This is a genomic window from Lactiplantibacillus sp. C232 (genome assembly GCF_023806725.1).
Classification (GTDB): domain Bacteria; phylum Bacillota; class Bacilli; order Lactobacillales; family Lactobacillaceae; genus Lactiplantibacillus; species Lactiplantibacillus plantarum.
The window spans coordinates 298,840-317,891 of sequence record NZ_JAMSKZ010000002.1; the positions used below are offsets into that span (position 1 = coordinate 298,840).

The 19,052-nt window shown below is 45.4% G+C and carries 18 protein-coding genes; 14 read left to right on the forward strand and 4 right to left on the reverse strand.

Annotation, left to right across the window (positions count from 1 at the left end; translation table 11 throughout):
* Positions 1-74: 74 nt before the first annotated feature.
* The 8 genes from MZO41_RS03695 to MZO41_RS03730 all read left to right on the forward strand — a co-directional run bounded on the left by MZO41_RS03695 (position 75) and on the right by MZO41_RS03730 (position 8,034).
* Complete coding sequence (locus MZO41_RS03695; protein WP_013355137.1) at positions 75-770, forward strand: GntR family transcriptional regulator; 696 nt, start codon at positions 75-77, stop codon at positions 768-770.
* 577 nt (positions 771-1,347) lie between these two features.
* Positions 1,348-2,625, forward strand: a complete 1,278-nt coding sequence (locus MZO41_RS03700) for a PTS sugar transporter subunit IIC (protein WP_011100933.1) — start codon at positions 1,348-1,350, stop codon at positions 2,623-2,625.
* Between the two features lie 9 nt (positions 2,626-2,634).
* The gene (locus MZO41_RS03705) at positions 2,635-2,901 is read left to right on the forward strand and encodes a hypothetical protein (RefSeq protein WP_011100934.1); all 267 of its coding nucleotides are present in this window, start codon (positions 2,635-2,637) and stop codon (positions 2,899-2,901) included.
* Positions 2,898-3,992: a DUF871 domain-containing protein gene (locus MZO41_RS03710; protein ID WP_013355138.1), complete on the forward strand. Its 1,095-nt coding sequence runs from the start codon at positions 2,898-2,900 to the stop codon at positions 3,990-3,992. Before MZO41_RS03705 ends, MZO41_RS03710 begins: the two co-directional genes overlap by 4 nt.
* Positions 3,985-5,103, forward strand: a complete 1,119-nt coding sequence (locus tag MZO41_RS03715; RefSeq protein WP_013355139.1) for an amidohydrolase/deacetylase family metallohydrolase — start codon at positions 3,985-3,987, stop codon at positions 5,101-5,103. Before MZO41_RS03710 ends, MZO41_RS03715 begins: the two co-directional genes overlap by 8 nt.
* Positions 5,104-5,172: 69 nt before the next feature.
* Positions 5,173-6,273 carry a DgaE family pyridoxal phosphate-dependent ammonia lyase gene (locus MZO41_RS03720; protein WP_011100937.1) on the forward strand — a complete coding sequence of 367 codons (1,101 nt, stop codon included), beginning with the start codon at positions 5,173-5,175 and terminating at the stop codon, positions 6,271-6,273.
* On the forward strand, positions 6,264-6,998 hold the full coding sequence (gene dagF, locus MZO41_RS03725; RefSeq protein WP_011100938.1) for a 2-dehydro-3-deoxy-phosphogluconate aldolase: 735 nt from the start codon (positions 6,264-6,266) through the stop codon (positions 6,996-6,998). Before MZO41_RS03720 ends, dagF begins: the two co-directional genes overlap by 10 nt.
* Before the next feature lie 13 nt (positions 6,999-7,011).
* On the forward strand, positions 7,012-8,034 hold the full coding sequence (locus MZO41_RS03730; protein WP_013355140.1) for a sugar kinase: 1,023 nt from the start codon (positions 7,012-7,014) through the stop codon (positions 8,032-8,034).
* Positions 8,035-8,197: 163 nt separating this feature from the next.
* Here MZO41_RS03730 and epsC read toward each other — a convergent pair whose 3' ends face one another.
* From epsC to map, 4 genes are all read right to left on the reverse strand, one after another.
* Positions 8,198-8,740 carry a serine O-acetyltransferase EpsC gene (epsC, locus tag MZO41_RS03735; protein ID WP_013355141.1) on the reverse strand — a complete coding sequence of 181 codons (543 nt, stop codon included), beginning with the start codon at positions 8,738-8,740 and terminating at the stop codon, positions 8,198-8,200.
* A gap of 4 nt (positions 8,741-8,744) precedes the next feature.
* Complete coding sequence (locus MZO41_RS03740; protein WP_003643702.1) at positions 8,745-9,890, reverse strand: trans-sulfuration enzyme family protein; 1,146 nt, start codon at positions 9,888-9,890, stop codon at positions 8,745-8,747.
* An 11-nt stretch (positions 9,891-9,901) separates the two neighbouring features.
* Positions 9,902-10,813: a PLP-dependent cysteine synthase family protein gene (locus MZO41_RS03745; protein ID WP_003641836.1), complete on the reverse strand. Its 912-nt coding sequence runs from the start codon at positions 10,811-10,813 to the stop codon at positions 9,902-9,904.
* Between the two features lie 612 nt (positions 10,814-11,425).
* On the reverse strand, positions 11,426-12,217 hold the full coding sequence (map, locus tag MZO41_RS03750) for a type I methionyl aminopeptidase (RefSeq protein WP_003641837.1): 792 nt from the start codon (positions 12,215-12,217) through the stop codon (positions 11,426-11,428).
* A 362-nt stretch (positions 12,218-12,579) separates the two neighbouring features.
* On the opposite strand from map, the gene pnuC reads away from it, so the two are divergent.
* The 6 genes from pnuC (at position 12,580) to MZO41_RS03780 (ending at position 18,842) form a co-directional block, all read left to right on the forward strand.
* Positions 12,580-13,368 carry a nicotinamide riboside transporter PnuC gene (gene pnuC, locus MZO41_RS03755; protein WP_003641839.1) on the forward strand — a complete coding sequence of 263 codons (789 nt, stop codon included), beginning with the start codon at positions 12,580-12,582 and terminating at the stop codon, positions 13,366-13,368.
* A 198-nt stretch (positions 13,369-13,566) separates the two neighbouring features.
* Positions 13,567-13,845 (forward strand): DUF2089 family protein, encoded by a 279-nt coding sequence (locus MZO41_RS03760; RefSeq protein WP_003641840.1) that lies wholly within the window; start codon positions 13,567-13,569, stop codon positions 13,843-13,845.
* Positions 13,838-14,125 carry a hypothetical protein gene (locus MZO41_RS03765; RefSeq protein ID WP_003641841.1) on the forward strand — a complete coding sequence of 96 codons (288 nt, stop codon included), beginning with the start codon at positions 13,838-13,840 and terminating at the stop codon, positions 14,123-14,125. The genes MZO41_RS03760 and MZO41_RS03765 overlap by 8 nt, the downstream gene beginning before the upstream one ends.
* A gap of 315 nt (positions 14,126-14,440) precedes the next feature.
* Positions 14,441-15,160, forward strand: a complete 720-nt coding sequence (treR, locus tag MZO41_RS03770; protein WP_003643703.1) for a trehalose operon repressor — start codon at positions 14,441-14,443, stop codon at positions 15,158-15,160.
* Between the two features lie 24 nt (positions 15,161-15,184).
* Positions 15,185-16,828, forward strand: coding sequence for an alpha,alpha-phosphotrehalase (gene treC, locus MZO41_RS03775; protein ID WP_003643704.1), 1,644 nt, complete (start codon positions 15,185-15,187; stop codon positions 16,826-16,828).
* A gap of 16 nt (positions 16,829-16,844) precedes the next feature.
* The gene (locus MZO41_RS03780) at positions 16,845-18,842 is read left to right on the forward strand and encodes a PTS sugar transporter subunit IIABC (RefSeq protein WP_003643705.1); all 1,998 of its coding nucleotides are present in this window, start codon (positions 16,845-16,847) and stop codon (positions 18,840-18,842) included.
* The last annotated feature ends 210 nt before the right edge of the window (positions 18,843-19,052 follow it).

Here is a 19,052-nt window from a genome sequence, read left to right on the forward strand (position 1 = left end):
TGTAATCTGGTGTTTTAGATCGAAATGTAATAGAGTTATATTAATAATTTATGTACGTGAAAGGTAACGATAGCATGGGAACAAAAATTCTATATCAAAAAGTTGCCGCAGATCTTAAACGACGGATTCTAGATGGTGACTATGAAGTAGGTGGCTTAATTCCAAGTGAAGGGGAACTTGAACGTTACTATCAAGTCAGCAAGATTACCATTCGCAAGGCGGTCGAAGTTTTGGTCAGTGAGGGCTACTTGGAGAAGAAGAGTGGTATTGGCACGCGCGTTATTAGTAACGATCTATTTAACAAGTTGACGCAGACGCAGTCGTTTACGGCAACGGTCGGTCAGCAAGGAAAGTTGACCAAAGAGTTGATCAAAATTGAACGCGTGCCAGCTGTCCCTGCATTGCTACCCAGCGAGTCTCAAGGGACGATGTTACGTATTAAGCGCCGTTATTTATTAGATGGAAAACCATTTGCGGTTGTCGATCATTATTTACCGAATACTTTGGTTCCTACTAAACTAACGGCCCTTCGGCATCGTTCACTGTATAAAATTTTACAGGAGAATGGTCAGACGATTACACATTTTCAAGATAAATTCAGGGCTGTCACCCTGGCGGATAGTGAGCGGGCGTTGCTTGAAAGTCAAACGCCATTAGCGATTCGGCGCGAACGTAAGGGGTATGATGGTCACCAGCGGCTAGTTGAATTTTCTATTGCGACTTATCAAACGGATGTTGTCCCGTATCAAATAAATTATGACGTTTTATAAATTGAACCGATACGCGGTCTGATATGCGCTGATGCACTGTGGTGGTCAGCGCATTTTTATCAGGTCGGAAGTTCAGGCGGATGCTATGCAGATAACAGTGGCCGAATATGTTGGGTGAAGTCTGGGGCCTTGCCGTTAATGCTGGGGCAATGGCCTTATTTCAGCGGACCTTAAAAGGTGTGTTCAGACATTTAGAGATAGGCGAGGGATAAAAATGGTGTTTATATCAGCTGGTCCAACCAACAAGTTTAAAATACGATTGGGTTTCACTATTTTTTACATCATAACATTATAATGTTATGATGTTTGCCAAAAGGAGGGAACGCCATTCTGAAAATAATACGTGAATTTTGTCGAAACCAGCACTGAATCTGTTCCATGAGAAAGTAAATATGGGGTGGAACGGATGTTGATTATTAGCTCAGCGACCGTAGCAGCATTGGTTGGTCAGGATTGCTGATGTTGCGTAATTAACAATACACTCATCGGTAAACTCATGAAAGGAAATGTACAAACTTTCTTGGCGCGGAGGACACTAAGACTTCTACGCATACCATATTTGTATGACTGGTGTAATATGGATAACTTTATCAACATGTTAAATGCTAAAGTTTTGCCAGTAGCGAATAAAGTCGGCACGCAGCGGCATATGACCGCGATTAGAAAAGGAATTATCTCAACGCTGCCATTAACGATTGTCGGCTCGTTCTTTACCATTCTCAATAATATGCCGATTGAAGCGGTGGCTAACTTTTTGGCGCCTTACGCTGAAATTTTGGACGTGCCGTTTCGTTATACGGTTGGAATCTTGGCCTTGTACGCAACGTTTGGAATCGCATCTTCACTTGCCGAAAGTTATCAGTTAGATAAATTAACTAATGGTGTTTTAGCCGTCTTAGCATTTCTCGTGTCGACCGCAGTACCAGTTCACGTGACTAAAAATGTTAGCGGTGTCATTAGCAGTGGGCGATACATTAACATTGCTAACTTGAGTGCCTCGTCGTTGTTCGGCTCGATTATTACGGGATTATTGACGGTAGAAATTTTTCGTTATTTAAAGAATCGCAATATTACCATTAAAATGCCAGAAGGGGTACCACCAGAAGTTTCTAATTCCTTCGTAGCCTTAGTCCCAGCTGCCGTTATCCTAGTGTTGTTTTGGGGCATTCGCTATCTTTTGGACTTTAATATTTCTTCATTTTTAAGCACGCTACTGATGCCCCTCAAAGGTGTTTTGGTCGGCAATAGTTTGTTTGGTGGTCTACTGACGATTTTTCTCATTACTGGATTTTGGACATTAGGAATTCATGGGGCTGCGATTATGGACCCTGTTATCCGGCCGTTCTGGGAAATGTCGATTGCCCAAAATATGAGCGAGTTCACTAGTGGCACGAGCGCCCATAATCTGTCGACCATTTTTACTGAACAATTTTTGCAATGGTTTATTTGGATTGGTGGAGCCGGAGGGACGTTAGCGTTGGTTGTGTTGTTTATGTTTTCTAAATCGACCTATTTACGCGATCTAGGCAAGTTGTCCTTGTTACCCGGTCTGTTTAATATTAACGAACCGATTATTTTTGGGGCACCCATCGTGATGAATCCGATTCTAGGGATTCCGTTTATTATTGGTCCTTTAATTACTGGAAGCTTAGCTTACGTGTTGACAATCACCGGCGTCGTTCCGATGATGATGGCCAGGTTACCGTTTACTGTTCCGGGACCACTCGGTGCGTTTATTAGTACAAATTGGAGTGTTCCGGCGCTGATACTCTCTTGTGTTAACTTTGTCATTGACCTTGTTATCTATTATCCGTTTTTCAAAGTGTTTGAGAAGCAACAGCTTAGCAAAGAATAGAGGGATAGCATGTTTGGAATATTGATATTAGCAGCATTCGTAATCGGCAGTGAATGGTTAGTGAGTCGGGGGGTGATGCCAGCATATTTGATCAAAGCACGAACGGGTCAGACTTTGTGGCGTGCTTTACTGAGTATCCTTGTAACGGTCGGGCTAGTCGGCTGGCTTCATTTACCAGCTGTGATTGCCATAGTAGTGACGATTTATTTTGCAACAATTATTGCGAACCGCTACCTGCAAGTTTTTGAAGCAATGGAACGGGGGAAACGCGGATGACGAAGCGGACATTAGGAATTTCGTTGTACCCAGATCACAGTGTCTTTGAACGCGACCAGGCTTATTTAAAGGTCGCTGCCAGTTATGGGTTTACGCGACTGTTCGTCAGTATGTTGGAAGTACAAGACGGTAAAGAACGAGTTACGGAGAAATATCAGCGGATTATTCAGTCGGCGCATCAGCTGGGCTTCACCACGACCCTGGATGTGTCCCCGAATATTTTTGACCAACTAGGTGTGTCCTATCAGGATCTAAGCTATTTTGCGTCATTAGGAGCGGATGCAATCCGATTAGACGCCGGCTTTGATGGGCATCAAGAAGCCTGGTTATCGTATAACTCACAGGGACTTAATCTTGAACTGAACATGAGTAACGACGTTGAGTATTTGTCTAATATTTTGTCATACAGTGCCAATCGACCGTTTCTTTATGGCTGCCATAACTTTTATCCGCAACGTGGGACGGGGTTGCCCTTTGATTTTTTCGTTGCGTGTTCACGCCGGTTCAAACGAGCTGGAATTGAAACGGCAGCGTTTGTCACGGCGCCAGGCGCAACAATCGGTCCATGGGATATCAATGATGGCTTACCAACTTTAGAGATGCACCGTGACTGGCCGCTACAAGTACAGGTACAGCACCTCTTTTCGACAGGATTAATTGATAGTGTGCTCATTGGTAACGCCTATGCGAAGCCGGAAGATTTGCAAAAGCTCGGCGCGCTTAACCGCTATCAAATCACGTTTGCGGTGACCCCTAGTGCGGACATCCAGCCCGTAGAACGCCAGATCTTACTCGATAATTTGCACGAGCGGCGTGGCGATATCAACGATATAACGATTCGGTCAACAGAGGTTCGCAAACGCTATCATGATTTTAATCGTGTCAACGATGACCGGCACACTTTTCAACGCGGTGATGTTGTGATTGGCAATGAGCAGTTCGGTAAATATCAACATGAATTACAAATTGTGCAACAGCCACACACAGATACTCGGAAGAATCTGGTGGCAACGATCAATCCTGACCAACTCGTATTATTGGATGCAATCGGGCCGTGGGCGAAATTTTCCTTTGAGGTCGCTCATGACTGAGTTATATATTCATAATGGCCGAGATGTTAGCGGTGCGCCCGTGGCAGTTTTAATCACTGATGGAGTCATTGCGGAAGTGGGGACTGAACTGACTGTCCCAGTCGGCTGTCCAACTTTGGATGCCCAGGGATGCTATATTACAGCTGGCTGGATTGATGATCATACGCACTGCAATGCGCACGCGGCGCTTTATTATGACGACGCCGATGCAATCGGTTATCGAACGGGTGTGACCACCGTTATTGATGCGGGCTCCACCGGTGCGGATAATGTGGCTGATTTGTACCAGCAGGCGCATCGGGCGGCTACTAATGTTTATGCCTTGCTTAATATTGCGCGTACGGGCATTGTGGCTCAAGATGAGCTGGCCGATTTGAACCAGCTTTCATTTTCAGCCCTACGAACAGCGATTCAACGTTATCCAGACTTTATTGTAGGACTGAAAGTACGGGTCAGTAAATCAGTAGTTGGCGACAATGGTGTCGAGCCACTCCGAGTAGCGAAACAATATCAAGCGGATCTGACGGCTCAGTTGCCGTTAATGGTTCATATTGGTAGTAATCCCCCTGAATTGGCGGCTATTATCGCGTTAATGCGGCCTGGTGATGTCTTAACACACTGTTTTAACGGCAAGCCGAACGGTATTGTGAATTCCACGGGTGAAGTCGCACAGTATGTTCGGAAGGCGTATCAAAAGGGCCTTATTTTTGATGTCGGTCATGGGACCGATAGCTTCAGTTTTCGAACAGCAGCGCTTGCCCGTACCGCACACCTATTTCCACAAACATTAAGTTCAGATATTTATTATCGTAACCGTCTGAATGGACCAGTTTATAGTCTGGCAGTTTGTGTGGAAAAGCTACTATTGCTAGGATATCGGCTTGAGGAAATTATTCCTATGATTACCACCAATCCGGCACGTATTTTCAAATTAACCCATAAGGGGCAGCTTTGTCGGGGTTACGATGCTGATCTTACAATCTTTCAGACAGTGACGGCTCCCCAGATCGTTGTTGATTCAACGGGAGAAGAGCGAATTGCGCCCACCCAAGTCATACCCACATACAGTGTTATTGCCGGAAGGGTCTACACGTGTGGTGTAGACAAGTGAAACTAATTATGACGAAAGGAAACCGTGCCATCGGTGAGATAGTTACTCACTGGGGACGTTAGTGAATACATGGATATTTATGAGAAATACGGGTTGAAGCCCGTAATTAATGCGGATGGGAAGATGACGATTTTAGGCGTTTCTCAAGTCAGTGATCAAGTTGCGGCCGCCCAAAAGCAGGGCGCCCAGAACTTTTTTGAAATGGCCGAACTGACCGTTCAGACGGGTCGTTATTTGGCAGATTTAATCGGCAGTGAGGACGCGTTGATCGTCAATTCTGCTTCGGCCGGTATTGCGCAAGTGCTGGCCGGTATTATTGGTCGTGGTAACGCCTATCATGTGACTCATCCATATACAACGCAGATCACGCAACGGGAGGTTATCATGCCACTTGGACATGATGTTGATTATGGGGCCCCTGTTGATGTGATGCTCGCGGTTGCGGGAGCCCAACCCGTGTTGGCCGGTTATGCTAATCGATGTACGGCTGAGCAGTTGGCAATGCAGATCACGCCACAAACGGTCGCAATCCTTTACATTAAGAGTCACCATACTGTTCAAAAGAGCATGCTAACGATTGCGGATGCCCTGCAGGTGGCGCATGATCATCATTTACCGCTGGTGTTAGATGCAGCGGCAGAAGGCGATCTTCGTCGGTATTTACAATTAGGCGTGGATGTTGTGATTTACAGTGGCGCTAAGGCAATTTCGGGGCCGGCATCTGGGCTGGTTCTAGGACGTCAAACGTACGTCGAATGGGCACGACAACAGAACTACGGTATCGGTAGGGCCATGAAGATCGGTAAGGAAAACATTCTTGGTTTGGTAGCTGCCGTCGAACAATATTTAACAACTGGTCCCGAGAGTGGCGCATCGATGAAAGCCCGCTTAGCCCCCTTTATTGCGGAATTACAAACGCTACCGAATGTCCAGGTTGAAATGGTTCAAGACGGCGCTGGGCGTGATATTTTTAGAGCGAGTGTGCGGATTGCTGAAGCGGCCAAAATCTGTCAGGCGTTACGGCAAGGTCGACCAGCCATTTATCCACGAGAATATCGTGTTAACGAAGGACTGATTGAATTTGATATCCGCGCTTTGACAAGTGCTGAAATGACACAAATTGTTGAACGATTACGAACCATTATTGAGGAGGAAAGCACATGCAACTGACACCTAATTATTTACCAAATGGGATTTGTTTGAACGTATTGGCTAATTCAGTGACGAACGCGGAAGCTTGTTATGCAGCTGCGGAAGGACACGTGGTGTTGGGTGTCCTCACGAAAAACTATCTGAGTGATGAGTCTGCCATTACTGATATGCGGCGTTACCAAGCCGCAGTGAACAATGCAGTTTCGGTTGGTTTAGGTGCTGGTTCACCGCAACAAAGTGCAATGGTGGCGCGAGTTGCCGCAGAAATCCAGCCACAACATGTTAATCAAGTCTTCACTGGTGTGGCGACTAGCCGGGCGTTGCTAGGTCAAGCCGATACTGTGATTAATGGGCTAGTCGCGCCGAGTGGTGAAGTCGGTTTGGTCAATGTGGCAACGGGGCCACTTAGTTCGCAGTCAGCAAAAGCGAATATTCCCGTTGCAACCGCAATTACAATGCTCAAGGATATGGGCGGGACGTCACTGAAGTACTTTCCAATGCAAGGAACGGCTCACCTGGAAGAATTTAAAGCAGTGGCTGCGGCGTGTGCTGACAATGAATTTGGTCTAGAACCAACCGGTGGACTGGATCTCACTAATTTCCAACAGATTGTACAGATTGCGGTCGCCGCTGGGGTACGGCAGATTATTCCCCATGTATACAGTTCGATTATCGATGCAACTACTGGTGAGACGCAACCGGAAGCGGTCGCCCAATTGCTGACGATAATGAAACAATTCTAATGGGCGGTGACTTATGAAAATCCTAGCGTTTGGGGAAGTGTTACTTCGCATGACTGTGCCCGAACATTTAATGCTGACACAGACTGATGAGCTGAGAATGAGCACCGTTGGCACTGGCGTCAATCTATTAAGTAGTTTGACACACTTCGGTTATCGTACGCGACTACTGAGTCGTCTACCAGACAATGCACTTGGTCAACGAGCAGCGGGCGAACTTCGACGATATGGCATTCAGGATGACTACGTTACCTTTGGTGGACAACATATGGGTGCTTATTTCGTCGAACTTGGGTACGGGTCGCGGCCGGAGCGGGTCACTTATCAGGACCGGCTCAGTAGCGCATTCTGTCAGCAGCCTCCTGATGATCAGGAAATTGCGGCGGCGTTGGTTGGCTGTCAGTTTGTGCATATCTGCGGTATCACGCTGAGTCTGACTGCACCAGTTCGCCAAGCCGCGCTGCGGTTAGCACAACAGGCTCATGCGAACGGACAACGCGTTTGTTTTGATTTCAATTATCGTCAGCAGCTCAATACGGGAGTCGCCCATGAGACGCTTAAAGCGCGATATCAGGAAATTCTGCCATATGTGGATATTGTATTTGGGAGTAAACGAGACTTGACGGCGTTATTAGATTATCCCGATGATGAAGATCGCACTCAATCTGCAAATCGTGAATCCGAGGCAGCACTCTATGAACAATTTGTGCGTGATTATCACATTGACTATTTTGCGGGAAGTTATCGTTATCAAATTGGCCAGCAAAAGTGGTTTGCTGGTTTTAGTTATCAGCACCAACAACTAGTTGTCGGCAAAGCTCGGCCATTGATGATCTTGGATAGAATCGGCAGTGGTGACGCCTTTGCAAGTGGCATTATTACTGGCCTGATTGAGGGGTGGTCACTACAAAAAACAACAGATTTTGCAATTGCTACGGCGATACTAGCGCAAGCGACAGTTAATGATGCGCCCGAATTTACTAAAGAAATGGTTTTGGCGGATATGGCTAGTGACGGACAATTAGAACTAATTCGCTGATGACGGTGGTTGTCACTTGATAAGCAACATGAAATTAATGAATTTTCAAAGTAACGTAAAAACGTACTTATAAAATCAATTTTGATTTTATAAGTACGTTTTATTGTTGATACAATAACTGATATCAACAACCGGTTATTATAAGCCACAGTTTTGATAAGAATCAAGCTTGATTGCTGGTTGCTTCATGATAAGCATGCAATTGAGTGGCAACTAGATGGGCCGGGTTACCGACCGCAGTAACGTGGGTGGGAACGCTGTCTAAAACAATCGCACCAGCACCAATTTTACTGTTGGCGCCAATCGTAATAGGACCCAAGAGTTGGGCGTGGGCACCAATGAAAGCACCGCGACAAACATAGGGATGCCGGCGCCCAGCTTGTTCGGTTTTACGTGCGCCTAAAGTGACGCCGTGTAAAATTGTAACGTCGTCTTCAATGACCGCCGTTGCACCAATGACAGTACCAATACCATGGTCAAAGAAGACCCGGTGACCAATTTGCGCGGCCGGGTGAATCAGAATCCCGGTACGCCGGGCCGCATGTTGGCTCAGCAAGGCGGCCAATAATGGTAAACGGTGTGTTTCAAAATAATGGGCAACCCGGTACCAGGCGAGCGCGTGAATACCAGGATAGGTCAACATAACTGTCCGCAAATTGATCGCGGCGGGGTCACGATTGAGAATGGCACGAGCCGTCTGAAACACCAGCTTAATCTGCCTGAATGCTAGCGAACCCGCGCTCAAGGTCTGCTAACAAATCGTCACTGGCTTCAACACCGACTGATAAGCGAATCAGCTCGTCTTTGATGCCATTCTGTAGCCGAATTGTGCGTGGGATGGCACCGTGAGTCATTAAGGCTGGAATTTCAATTAAACTTTCCAATGCTCCGAGACTTTCGGCGAGCGTGATGACTTGTAAATGTTCAACGAAGGTCTGGGGGTTCATTCCTGGTTGTAATTCAAACGAGATCATTGCGCCGAAGCCATTCATCTGTTGCTTGGCAATCGAAAAATCGGGATTATCAGGATCGCCTGGATAGTAAATCTTAGCAACTGCTGGGTGAGACTTTAAGTAAGTAAAGATTTTAGCGGCATTATTCAGGTGGGCTTGCATGCGCAATGCCAGAGTCTTCATACCACGTTGTAATAGCCAGCTTTCTTGCGGGGCCAAAATACTACCGATGGCATTTTGCAAGTAGCCGATTTTTTCGCCAAGTGCTGGCGTCTTGGTGACAACCAAGCCACCGATAACATCACTGTGACCACCGAGATACTTGGAAGCACTGTGTAAAACAATGTCAACGCCTAAATCCAGGGGCTTCTGGACGTATGGGGAGGCGAAGGTGTTGTCGATGATACTCAGTAAATCGTGTGCTTGCGCGAGCTTCGCAATGGCAGCAATATCCGTAATGTGTAATAACGGGTTCGTCGGTGTTTCCAAATAAATCGCCTTAGTTGTGGGGGTAATTGCGGCTTCAACGGCGGCCAAGTCACGCGTATCTACGGCTGTAAAAGTCATGCCAAAGTGTTTCAAAACGGCGTCGATCAAGCGGAAGGTGCCACCGTAGACATCATTTCCCACAATAATGTGATCACCAGCCGAGAATAGTGAGAAGACGGTATTAATGGCAGCGGAGCCAGAAGCAAATGCGAAGCCAGCGCTGCCATGTTCGAGGGTGGCAATTAATGCTTCGACGGCGGCCCGGGTTGGATTTCCCGTCCGTGAATATTCGTATTGATTTTGACCGATTTTTGTTTGGCGGAAGGTCGAGGCCATGTAGATGGGTACCGAAGTCGCGCCAGTAGTGGCGTCCTCACTGATACCACCGTGAATTAATTGGGTTTCAAATTTCATTGTTAAAGTCCTCATTTCGTATAGATTTTTTGGCTCAGATAACGCTCACTACTGTCTGGAAAGATGGTCACGATATGACTATTGGCAGGCAGGTTGGTGGCAAGTTGTAAACTAGCGGCTAGCGCAGCGCCGCTAGAACTGCCAATCAGTAAACCGTGGTCACGGGCTAGGTGTCGAACTTGGGCAAAGGCATCATTGTCCGCGATGGTCAGTGTCTGGTCGATGCGAACCTGATCGAAAAATGGTGGGATGAATTCGACGCCGATTCCCTCGGTACGATGTGCGTGAGCTGGTCCACCATTTAAAATGGAACCTTCTGGCTCAACGACTACGGCTTTGGTTGCTGAATCTTGGGCTTGAAGATAAGCCGCTACTCCGGCAAATGTCCCACCGCTACCGGCTCCAGCGACGAAGGCGGTTATAGGTGCAGGCATGTCCGCCAGAATTTCTGGTGCCAGTGTGTGGTAATAAGCCGCGGGATTAGCCGGATTCTTGAATTGCATGGGGACGTAACTGTTGGAAATCGTTGCGGCTAGTGCCTCAGCTTTGCGAATGGCACCTTTGATTCCTTCCTCGCTAGGTGTATGAACAATTTCAGCACCCAATGCTTGCATTAAAACTTGTTTTTCCATACTGAACTTTTCTGGGACGACTAAGATGGTACGTAGGTGGTGCGCTTGAGTTGCTAAGGCTAAACCAATTCCGGTGTTACCAGCAGTTGGTTCAATAATCGTTGTCTTGGCGTTAACCCGGCCCCGTTGCAAGCCGTCTTCAATCAGATAGGCTCCCAGCCGGTCCTTAATACTGCCGCCGGGGTTGAACATTTCAAGCTTGGCATAGATGTGACTGTGATTTGGAACCTCGATGGGTAACGCCATCAGGGGGGTGTGGCCGATAAGTTCTTGAACGTGCTGAATGAGCATATAAATTCCTCCAATCGCTGCGGTGGGGTGCCAAAAGCGACAAAAAAGGCGCGAGAATTCGAATGAATTCCTCGCGCCCAGTACAATATCCAGCCATGCTGGACATTGATTTTTAGGATGACACTCCTCAAAAAGTCAATGCTTAACAGGCCGAACATCGCGATAAGCGCGCAGTTCGGCAACAACAGTTATTCAAAGCACTACTTGTTAATTGAGTCATGTCTGATCCTCCTCTGGATTGATTGGGACTAACTATACAAGATGATTTTGAGCGCGTCAAGTGGTGAATGACGATTTGCAATAAGCGGTAAGAGATGAAGATTGGCTGAGAACGTTATTGAATCAGCGTTAGTTTTGCCAAACGGTTGTCATTAAAATAAATATATTAGGTGGTTGAATCAGTTGATTGTGACCGAGGATAAAGATGTTAAAATTTATCCAATATCAGTTTTTCATGTCTTATAATCAAGACGTTTTCCAAGACACATATAACTAGTTTTATTCTGACAATAGCTAGTGAACGTGCTGTTGATAATAACTAAAACAATCCCACCCTGATTAGCAAGTGACTAAACTAGGGTGGGATTGTTCGTGATTATAATTTAAATGATATTACTTATTCCATAAGTATTTAGCATCAAAATCATTATCGAATGATGATAAAATCTTAGGACCGTCATCGGTAACGACAAGGGTGTGCTCGTATTGGCAGCTAAGACTGCCATCTAAAGTGCGAACAGTCCAACCGTCATCGGCAGTTTCGCCAGAACGCCAGTCACCAATATTGACCATTGGTTCGATAGTAATGGTCATACCAGCTTTTAGACGGGTGCCGTGACCAGCTTCGCCATAATGTGGAACATCAGGCTTTTCGTGCATCGTCGGTCCAATACCATGACCAATGTATTCGCGTACAACGCCGTAACCCATTTCGTTTTCAGCGTAATTCTGAATAGCCCAGCCGATATCACCAATTCGGTTGCCAACAACGGCTTGGTCAATACCGAGGTATAGCGCTTTATGGGTCACTTCCATGAGTTTTTTAACTTCGGGTGATGGTGTACCAGCAACAAAGGCGTGGCAAGAGTCACTAAGGTAGCCATGGTAGTTAATAACGGTATCAACTTTTAATAAGTCTCCATCTTTGACCAAGATATCTTTACTAGGACAGCCGTGACAAATCATGTCATTGACGCTGACACAAGTTGAGTACTTATAACCTTCAAAGTTGAGTTCGCCAGGAGTAGCGTCGTGTGCAACGATGTATTCGTAGGCAAAGTGGTCAACATCCCAAGTCGTAATTCCGGGCTTGATGTAGTCTTCAAGGGCGTGAAACAGGCCAACCATGATGTCACCGGCAGCTTGCATCCCTTTGATTTCGCGATCTGATTTAAGCGTAATCATGAGGTTCCTCCAAAAAAAATTAATTATATTGTGATGCTAAAAGTTTGTTCCTCTCCAGTATACTGCAAGCATTGTATTGCGACAAAACGCATTGTTTTGACCTGATATTGATAACGCTATCAGTAGGCCGAAATCAAAAAAATATAAAAAAATCAGCACGCCAAAAATACCAAATTGCCGGGGCGCAGTTGGATTAATTGTAAACAATTCAATATAAATTTGGAATTTTACCCTTTTCATCGGCCAAGATAATGATACAATATATTGTGTTGTTTTAAACGGAAACACTACATGTAGTAGTGTGACGTGACTGGTTGGCCAACTAGACACCTACAACCGCATATGAAAACGGAAAGAGGAGCATGATTTTGAGTAATTATTTTAAATTCTTATCACACCAACTAAAAGGTTGGCCACAACAGAACTACTATCTATTCTATTTTAGCCTAGGATGTCAAGTAATGACGTTAGTAAGTGCGCCAATTACAGCATTGTCTATTTTAACATTTATTGGGACCACTTTGGGTGTTCTTTGTGTGTTAGCCATTAATGCGGCTAAGTCAGTCAATGGATTATTAGGCGTCATCTCCGCCGCTTGCTTCATCGTAGTTGGTTTTTCAGCTAAGAACTATTTAAGCATTGGGGAACAATTAGCCTACGTCGTAACGCTTGATATTCCAGTACTATTAAGTGCTAATTGGAACGTCAACATGGTTTCAAAGATTCGGAAGTTTACGGGTAAGACGTGGATCGTCGCAATTGTCGCAACTTTAGTTGTTTATGCCATCTCCGGCTATCTTATTGGTGCCTTAACTGATGATCCCCGGCCATGGGTCGATGCCATTAGTTTTGCGATTTGTTTAACGGCCGGCGTTATTTGCTTCCTCCGTTACAACAACCAGTATTTCTGGTGGATTGCCTCTGGTTTAGCACAAATGGTCCTCTGGTTCATCTCGTTCCGTCAAGGTTCGGCGACACTAGCAATGTTCATTAATAGTTCCGTTTATCTGATGAACGATGTCTTGGCTTTCACTGTTTCACCTTGGTATAACAAACATGAACGCGCTCGGTTGATGGCCGAAGAACAAGCAGCTAGTGATGCAGCTAGCGCGGATGCTAGTGATAATCAGGCATTTGGATTGAATCACTAAAGGTCAGCTAATAAATTTACTGAGACTAGTAGCGTTAATATTCTAAATAAGGCGAGTACTGTAATTCTTTTGGATTAGAGTACTCGTCTTTATTTGAATAGCTCCGGATTGTATCAGTTATCAAATATATGCTTTTTTATTGACATTATAATAAACAATGTCAAAGTTTAATAAACAATATTAAAAAAGAGGGATGCTATGGACTGGTTTGTGAATTTAGAACGTGAGGATCAGGAATTTGTTAAACAATTGGTTATTGCCTCAGGTTCTCTAAAACAACTCGCTAAGATTTATCAAGTGAGTTATCCAACCGTGCGAATGCGGTTAAACACGATTATTCAAAAAATTAACTTTATTGAGGACAACGGTGCAAATACGTTTGAAACGAAGGTTATGAAATTGGTAATCGATGAGAAATTATCGTTAGAGGTAGCAAAACAGATTATTACTGACTTTAGGGAGGAACAACATGAGTGATTTTAAAGGAATTCTGATTGGTATGTTGGTCGTTGCAGTGCTCTATATGTTAGATCGATACTTACCAAGGTGGTTTGGGGCAATTCCGGGAGCTGGCTTTTTAGGCTTTATTATTTACATTGTTTTTACAAAAGAGGTCTCTTTATTATCAATAGTAACCGTATTGTTAGTTGGCGAAGCCGTGCTGAATGGTATCTGGATAGATGCACTCGTGAACCGAAAGAGAAAAATGAAAAAAGAAGTAGCAACAATGAAAGCGAAAGATTTATTGCGAAAATAGTAATATTAATGAAATCATCAGATATAGAATCGACATTGGTTGGAGATTGCTGTTAGCGCTCTGCGAATGTCGATTTTTTATTGTGGTGCGGACTATCCTGCTAGTTCAACCAATACTGTATAGGTGTTGGCACTTATTATGAAGCAGTTATTGAATACTGAAATATAAGCTCGAATTTTGTGAACTCTAGACATGTCTAGACTTGATCTGTCTGGTATAATCTACAAATTTAATTGGGTTATTACTTAAATATTGACAACTTGTCTAAACAAGTCTATATTCATAAATGAAAACGATAACAAAGGGGTGGTTGCCGTGAATAAAGCGGCCTTAGTTTATCAAGATTTGCTCCAGAAAATTGATGCGGAGGTTTACCCGATCGGGAGTTATTTGCCGAGTGAACATCAACTTTGTGAGCTATATGGGATTTCACGTGAGACTGGGCGCAAAGCATTAGCGACATTGGCTGAGGATGGCTATATTCAAAAAATTCGTGGTAAAGGGTCCATTGTGATTGAGCATCGACAGTATGAATTTCCAGTTTCTGGCATTGTGAGTTATAAAGAGTTAGCCGAAAAGTTACACATTAAGACGCAAAATATTGTTTATGACTATCAACCGGATGCAACGTTACCGGTTGCTGACTTTACGTCACTTGGTACCGAATTGACGGAAGCGCCAGTGACGGCCATCAAACGAGTCCGAGTGATCGATGGCGAACCAGCTATTATTGATAAGGATTATATTTTGAAATCGATCGTTCCGAAAGTTCCCAAGCAAGCGGCGGAAGACTCACTGTACGCGTATTTTGAAAATCAGCTTGGGTTGACGATCGGTTACGCGACGAAGGAAATTACGATGGCGCCGGCAACTGATGAGGACCGCGAACACCTCGCTATTAGTAAGGGCGCCTATGTGGCAGTTGTTCGAAGCGTGACGAGCCTCACGGATGCGCGAGCGTTCCAGTATACGGAATCACGACACCGGGCGGACCGCTTTAGTTTCCGCGATTTTGCTCGGCGAACTAAGAAATAAGATGTGGCATGAGAGGGATAGCGCATGAAATTATCAGAACAAGTGATTTATCAGATTTATCCGAAGTCGTTTTACGACAGCAATGGCGATGGCGTCGGTGATTTACGAGGTGTTATTGAAAAGATCGACTACCTCAAAAAGTTGAATATTGACATGATTTGGTTTAATCCGTTTTTTGTCTCACCACAAAATGATAACGGTTACGATATTGCAGATTACTACCATATTGACCCCATGTTTGGCACGATGGCTGATTTTGAAGAACTCGTTGCAAAGCTGAAGGCAAATGGTATCGGGGTCATGTTGGATATGGTTCTTAATCATACTTCAACTGAACACGAGTGGTTTCAAAAGGCTTTGGCGGGTGATGAGAAGTATCAGAAGTTTTACTATCTCCGTCCTCCCAAGGCTGATGGTAGTCTACCGACCAATTGGGAATCTAAATTTGGTGGTCCGGCCTGGGCGCCGTTTGGTGATACTGGTTTGTACTATTTACATTTATATGATCCGACTCAGGCCGATTTGGATTGGCATAATCCGGCCGTACGACAAGCGTGTGCCGCCGTTGTCAATTTCTGGCGGCAAAAGGGCGTGCAGGGTTTTCGTTTCGATGTCATCAACGTTACCGGTAAAGCTGAGAAGTTGGTGGACGCACCTAAGGGGGTCCCTAGCAAGACGTTGTATACTGACACCCCCGTTGTTCATGATTATTTAAAGGAATTGAACGCGGCAAGCTTCGGCCAGGATGTAGATAGCGTCACAGTGGGGGAGATGTCTTCAACAACCGTTGCGAACAGTGTTGGTTATACTAATCCGGCTAATCACGAACTCTCAATGGTCTTTAATTTCCATCATTTGAAGACGGATTATGTTGATGGACGGAAGTGGTCCCGAATGGCCTTCGACTTCCCACGATTGAAGCAATTATTAGATAGTTGGGCCGGTGGAATGGCAGCTGGTGGTGGCTGGCAGGCTTTGTTTTGGAATAATCATGATCAGCCACGAGCGCTGAATCGCTTTGGTGACGCCGGTCGTTATCGTGTCAAGTCCGCTGAAATGCTGGCGACGGTCATTCACCTCTTGCGTGGGACACCATTTATCTATATGGGTGAGGAACTCGGCATGACTGATCCGGACTATGACAATATGGCTGATTACGTGGACATTGAGGCATTAAATGCTTATCGGGCTTTAATTCGTAGTGGGTACAGTCATCACGATGCGTTTACGATCGTTAAGACCAAGGCGCGCGATAACTCGCGGACGCCGATGCAATGGGATGATAGTGCCAAGGCTGGTTTCACTACTGGTAAACCGTGGTTGACACCGACTAATCAGGCGACGATTAACGTGGCCCATGAATTGGCTAGTGGCGAGATTTTTGACTATTATCAACGGCTCATTAAGCTAAGAAAAACGATGCCGATCGTCGCGGATGGTGGTTATCAATCGTGGCGCTTAGATGATCCGCAAGTCTTCGGCTATTGGCGGACATATCACCAACAAAAGTTATTAGTGCTTAATAATTTTTATGGTCAGTCAACAATGGTGACACTTCCGGAAGAAATGGTCGGTGCACAGGTGTTACTTTCCAATTATCAAGATGTTAATGTCACAGCACAATTGACGATGCAACCCTATCAAGCGGTTGCGCTGTTGTTAGGTTAAGAATGGAGGAATGGGTATGGCAAAGGCACAAACAGTAACAATTTTGTCGCCGGTCAATGGGGACGTTATTGCGTTAAATAAGGTTAAAGACCCGGTCTTTTCAGCCGGTATGATGGGACTGGGCTTTGGCGTTCAACCTTCAAGTGGAGAGGTTGTTGCACCAGTCAGTGGTCAGGTCACGATGGTGGCTGAGACGAAACACGCGATTGGGTTCACAACGCCTGATGATCATTTGGAAGTATTAGTGCATCTCGGAATCGACACGGTCGACTTAAAGGGTGCCCCGTTCACGGTCAAAGTGGCCGCGGGCGATGATGTTCAGGCGGGGGACGTGATTGCCACCATGGATTTAGCTGCTATTCAAGCCGCTAATCGTCAGACCACAGTGATTTTAGCAGTGACTAACACTAGTGATAAATTAGAATCGTTGGACGTCGTTACGGGGGCAAAAGCTGCCGGTGACGTGACAGCTACGGGCCGTCTGAACGCCAACACATTTAATGCTAAGCGGCAGAATCGATTACCAAAAGCGGGTAAATATGATCAGTTAGCCGCGGACATCGTGGCTAATGTTGGTGGTGTCGAGAATGTTAGTAGTTTGATTCACTGCATTACTCGCTTGCGTTTTTATTTGAAAGATGAGAGTAAAGCCAATGATGACGTCGTGCGGGACTTAAAAGGGGTCATCGACGTAGCAAAAGCGGGCGGTCAATATCAGGTCGTGATTGGTCCTGCTGTCACGGATGTCTATGATGCGATCATCAAGCAAATCGGACCGGGATTTTCAAATGATTCGGAGACGGCTAAAGCTGTTGCTGAGACTGCCGCAGCAGCTCAGCGGCCAACGACGCCGTGGGGCAAAGTTAAATGGGGTATCAGTAATTTAATTGGTGTTATCACGGGTTCAATGATTCCCGTCATTGGATTATTAGCAGCCTCTGGTATTTTAAAAGGAATTCTTGCGTTACTTACCACGTTTAATTTAGTTAGCCCGACCGCACCAACGTACGTGATTATTAATGCGATGGGCGACTCGGTCTTTTACTTCCTGCCAATCTTCGTCGGTTTTACGGCTGGTAAAAAGTTAGGGGCAGATCCGGTGATTATGGGAATCATCGGTGGGGTGCTGACTTATCCAGCTATTGTAACGATGGCAAGTGGTAAAGCGACGAGTACGCTTTTAGGAATGGGAATCAACGCGAACTTCTTTGGCTTGCCGGTACACGTTGCCTCGTATACGTATTCAATTTTCCCGATGATTGCGGGGGCCTGGCTAGCAAGTAAGTTGGAACCATGGCTAAAACGGGTGATTCCAACGGTATTACGAATGATTTTTGTGCCATTATTTGAAGTTGTGATTGTTTCCGGTGCGATTCTATTATTCCTTGGTCCAATTATTACTGTGCTTTCAACGGGATTGGCAAATATTATTGTGTGGGTCTACAATTTGAGCCCTGCGATTTCTGGCTTAATCATTGGTGGCTTCTATCAAGTATTGGTGATCTTCGGGTTGCACTGGGCGGTTATTCCGATTGTGGCCAACGATATTGCAACGACGGGTCACAGTTACTTGAACGCGATTGTTTCAGCGACGATGGTTGCCCAGGGGGGCGCAGTATTCGCAATCGCCTTAAAGTCAAAGCTGGCTAACATTCAAGAACTTGCTTGGCCAGCAACGATTTCAGCCTTCTGTGGTGTTACCGAACCAGCCATGTACGGGATCAACTTGAAATATGGTCGGGCCTTTGTGACTGCCAGTATTGGGGCGGCAGTTGGTGGCTTCTTGACCGGCTTGATGAATGTCAATATGTGGGGCTTTACGGGTTCACTGATTGGCTTCACGTCCTTTGTTAATCCGAAGGGCTTGGACTTTAGTTTTTATGGTTTCTTGATTGCATCCGCAGCCACGATTGTCGTGTCCTTCGCCTTAACTTGGATGTTTGGTTTTAAGGATGAGGATGCAAATGCAGTTAAAGTAGCGCCTAAAAAGCGACACTTAGGTGCAACCGCCTAGTTAATGGCGACGTCAAATAATTAATCAACGTTAGGATAAACAAGTATTTTTCCGATTCGGAAAAATACTTGTTTTTGATATTTAGTCGCCCTAACGAAGTGATGGTAAGTGATGGAGATTGGTCTAATTGTGATGATAGAATTTTAATGGATCATGATTGGACGTGAGACGGTCGTCTTAAGGATTTTTGAAGGTTAGGTTAAGGGTTTT

What these genes read in the sequence shown, in the direction of transcription:
- treC (WP_003643704.1), top strand. Translation starts at nt 15,185, where the DNA reads ATGAAATTATCAGAACAAGTGATTTATCAGATTTATCCGAAGTCGTTT.
- MZO41_RS03705 (WP_011100934.1), top strand. Translation starts at nt 2,635, where the DNA reads ATGTTTGGAATATTGATATTAGCAGCATTCGTAATCGGCAGTGAATGG.
- dagF (WP_011100938.1), top strand. Translation starts at nt 6,264, where the DNA reads ATGCAACTGACACCTAATTATTTACCAAATGGGATTTGTTTGAACGTA.
- MZO41_RS03760 (WP_003641840.1), top strand. Translation starts at nt 13,567, where the DNA reads ATGGACTGGTTTGTGAATTTAGAACGTGAGGATCAGGAATTTGTTAAA.
- MZO41_RS03765 (WP_003641841.1), top strand. Translation starts at nt 13,838, where the DNA reads ATGAGTGATTTTAAAGGAATTCTGATTGGTATGTTGGTCGTTGCAGTG.
- pnuC (WP_003641839.1), top strand. Translation starts at nt 12,580, where the DNA reads ATGATTTTGAGTAATTATTTTAAATTCTTATCACACCAACTAAAAGGT.
- MZO41_RS03695 (WP_013355137.1), top strand. Translation starts at nt 75, where the DNA reads ATGGGAACAAAAATTCTATATCAAAAAGTTGCCGCAGATCTTAAACGA.
- map (WP_003641837.1), bottom strand. Translation starts at nt 12,217, where the DNA reads ATGATTACGCTTAAATCAGATCGCGAAATCAAAGGGATGCAAGCTGCC.
- MZO41_RS03780 (WP_003643705.1), top strand. Translation starts at nt 16,845, where the DNA reads ATGGCAAAGGCACAAACAGTAACAATTTTGTCGCCGGTCAATGGGGAC.
- MZO41_RS03730 (WP_013355140.1), top strand. Translation starts at nt 7,012, where the DNA reads ATGAAAATCCTAGCGTTTGGGGAAGTGTTACTTCGCATGACTGTGCCC.
- MZO41_RS03710 (WP_013355138.1), top strand. Translation starts at nt 2,898, where the DNA reads ATGACGAAGCGGACATTAGGAATTTCGTTGTACCCAGATCACAGTGTC.
- MZO41_RS03700 (WP_011100933.1), top strand. Translation starts at nt 1,348, where the DNA reads ATGGATAACTTTATCAACATGTTAAATGCTAAAGTTTTGCCAGTAGCG.
- MZO41_RS03745 (WP_003641836.1), bottom strand. Translation starts at nt 10,813, where the DNA reads ATGCTCATTCAGCACGTTCAAGAACTTATCGGCCACACCCCCCTGATG.
- MZO41_RS03715 (WP_013355139.1), top strand. Translation starts at nt 3,985, where the DNA reads ATGACTGAGTTATATATTCATAATGGCCGAGATGTTAGCGGTGCGCCC.
- MZO41_RS03720 (WP_011100937.1), top strand. Translation starts at nt 5,173, where the DNA reads ATGGATATTTATGAGAAATACGGGTTGAAGCCCGTAATTAATGCGGAT.
- MZO41_RS03740 (WP_003643702.1), bottom strand. Translation starts at nt 9,890, where the DNA reads ATGAAATTTGAAACCCAATTAATTCACGGTGGTATCAGTGAGGACGCC.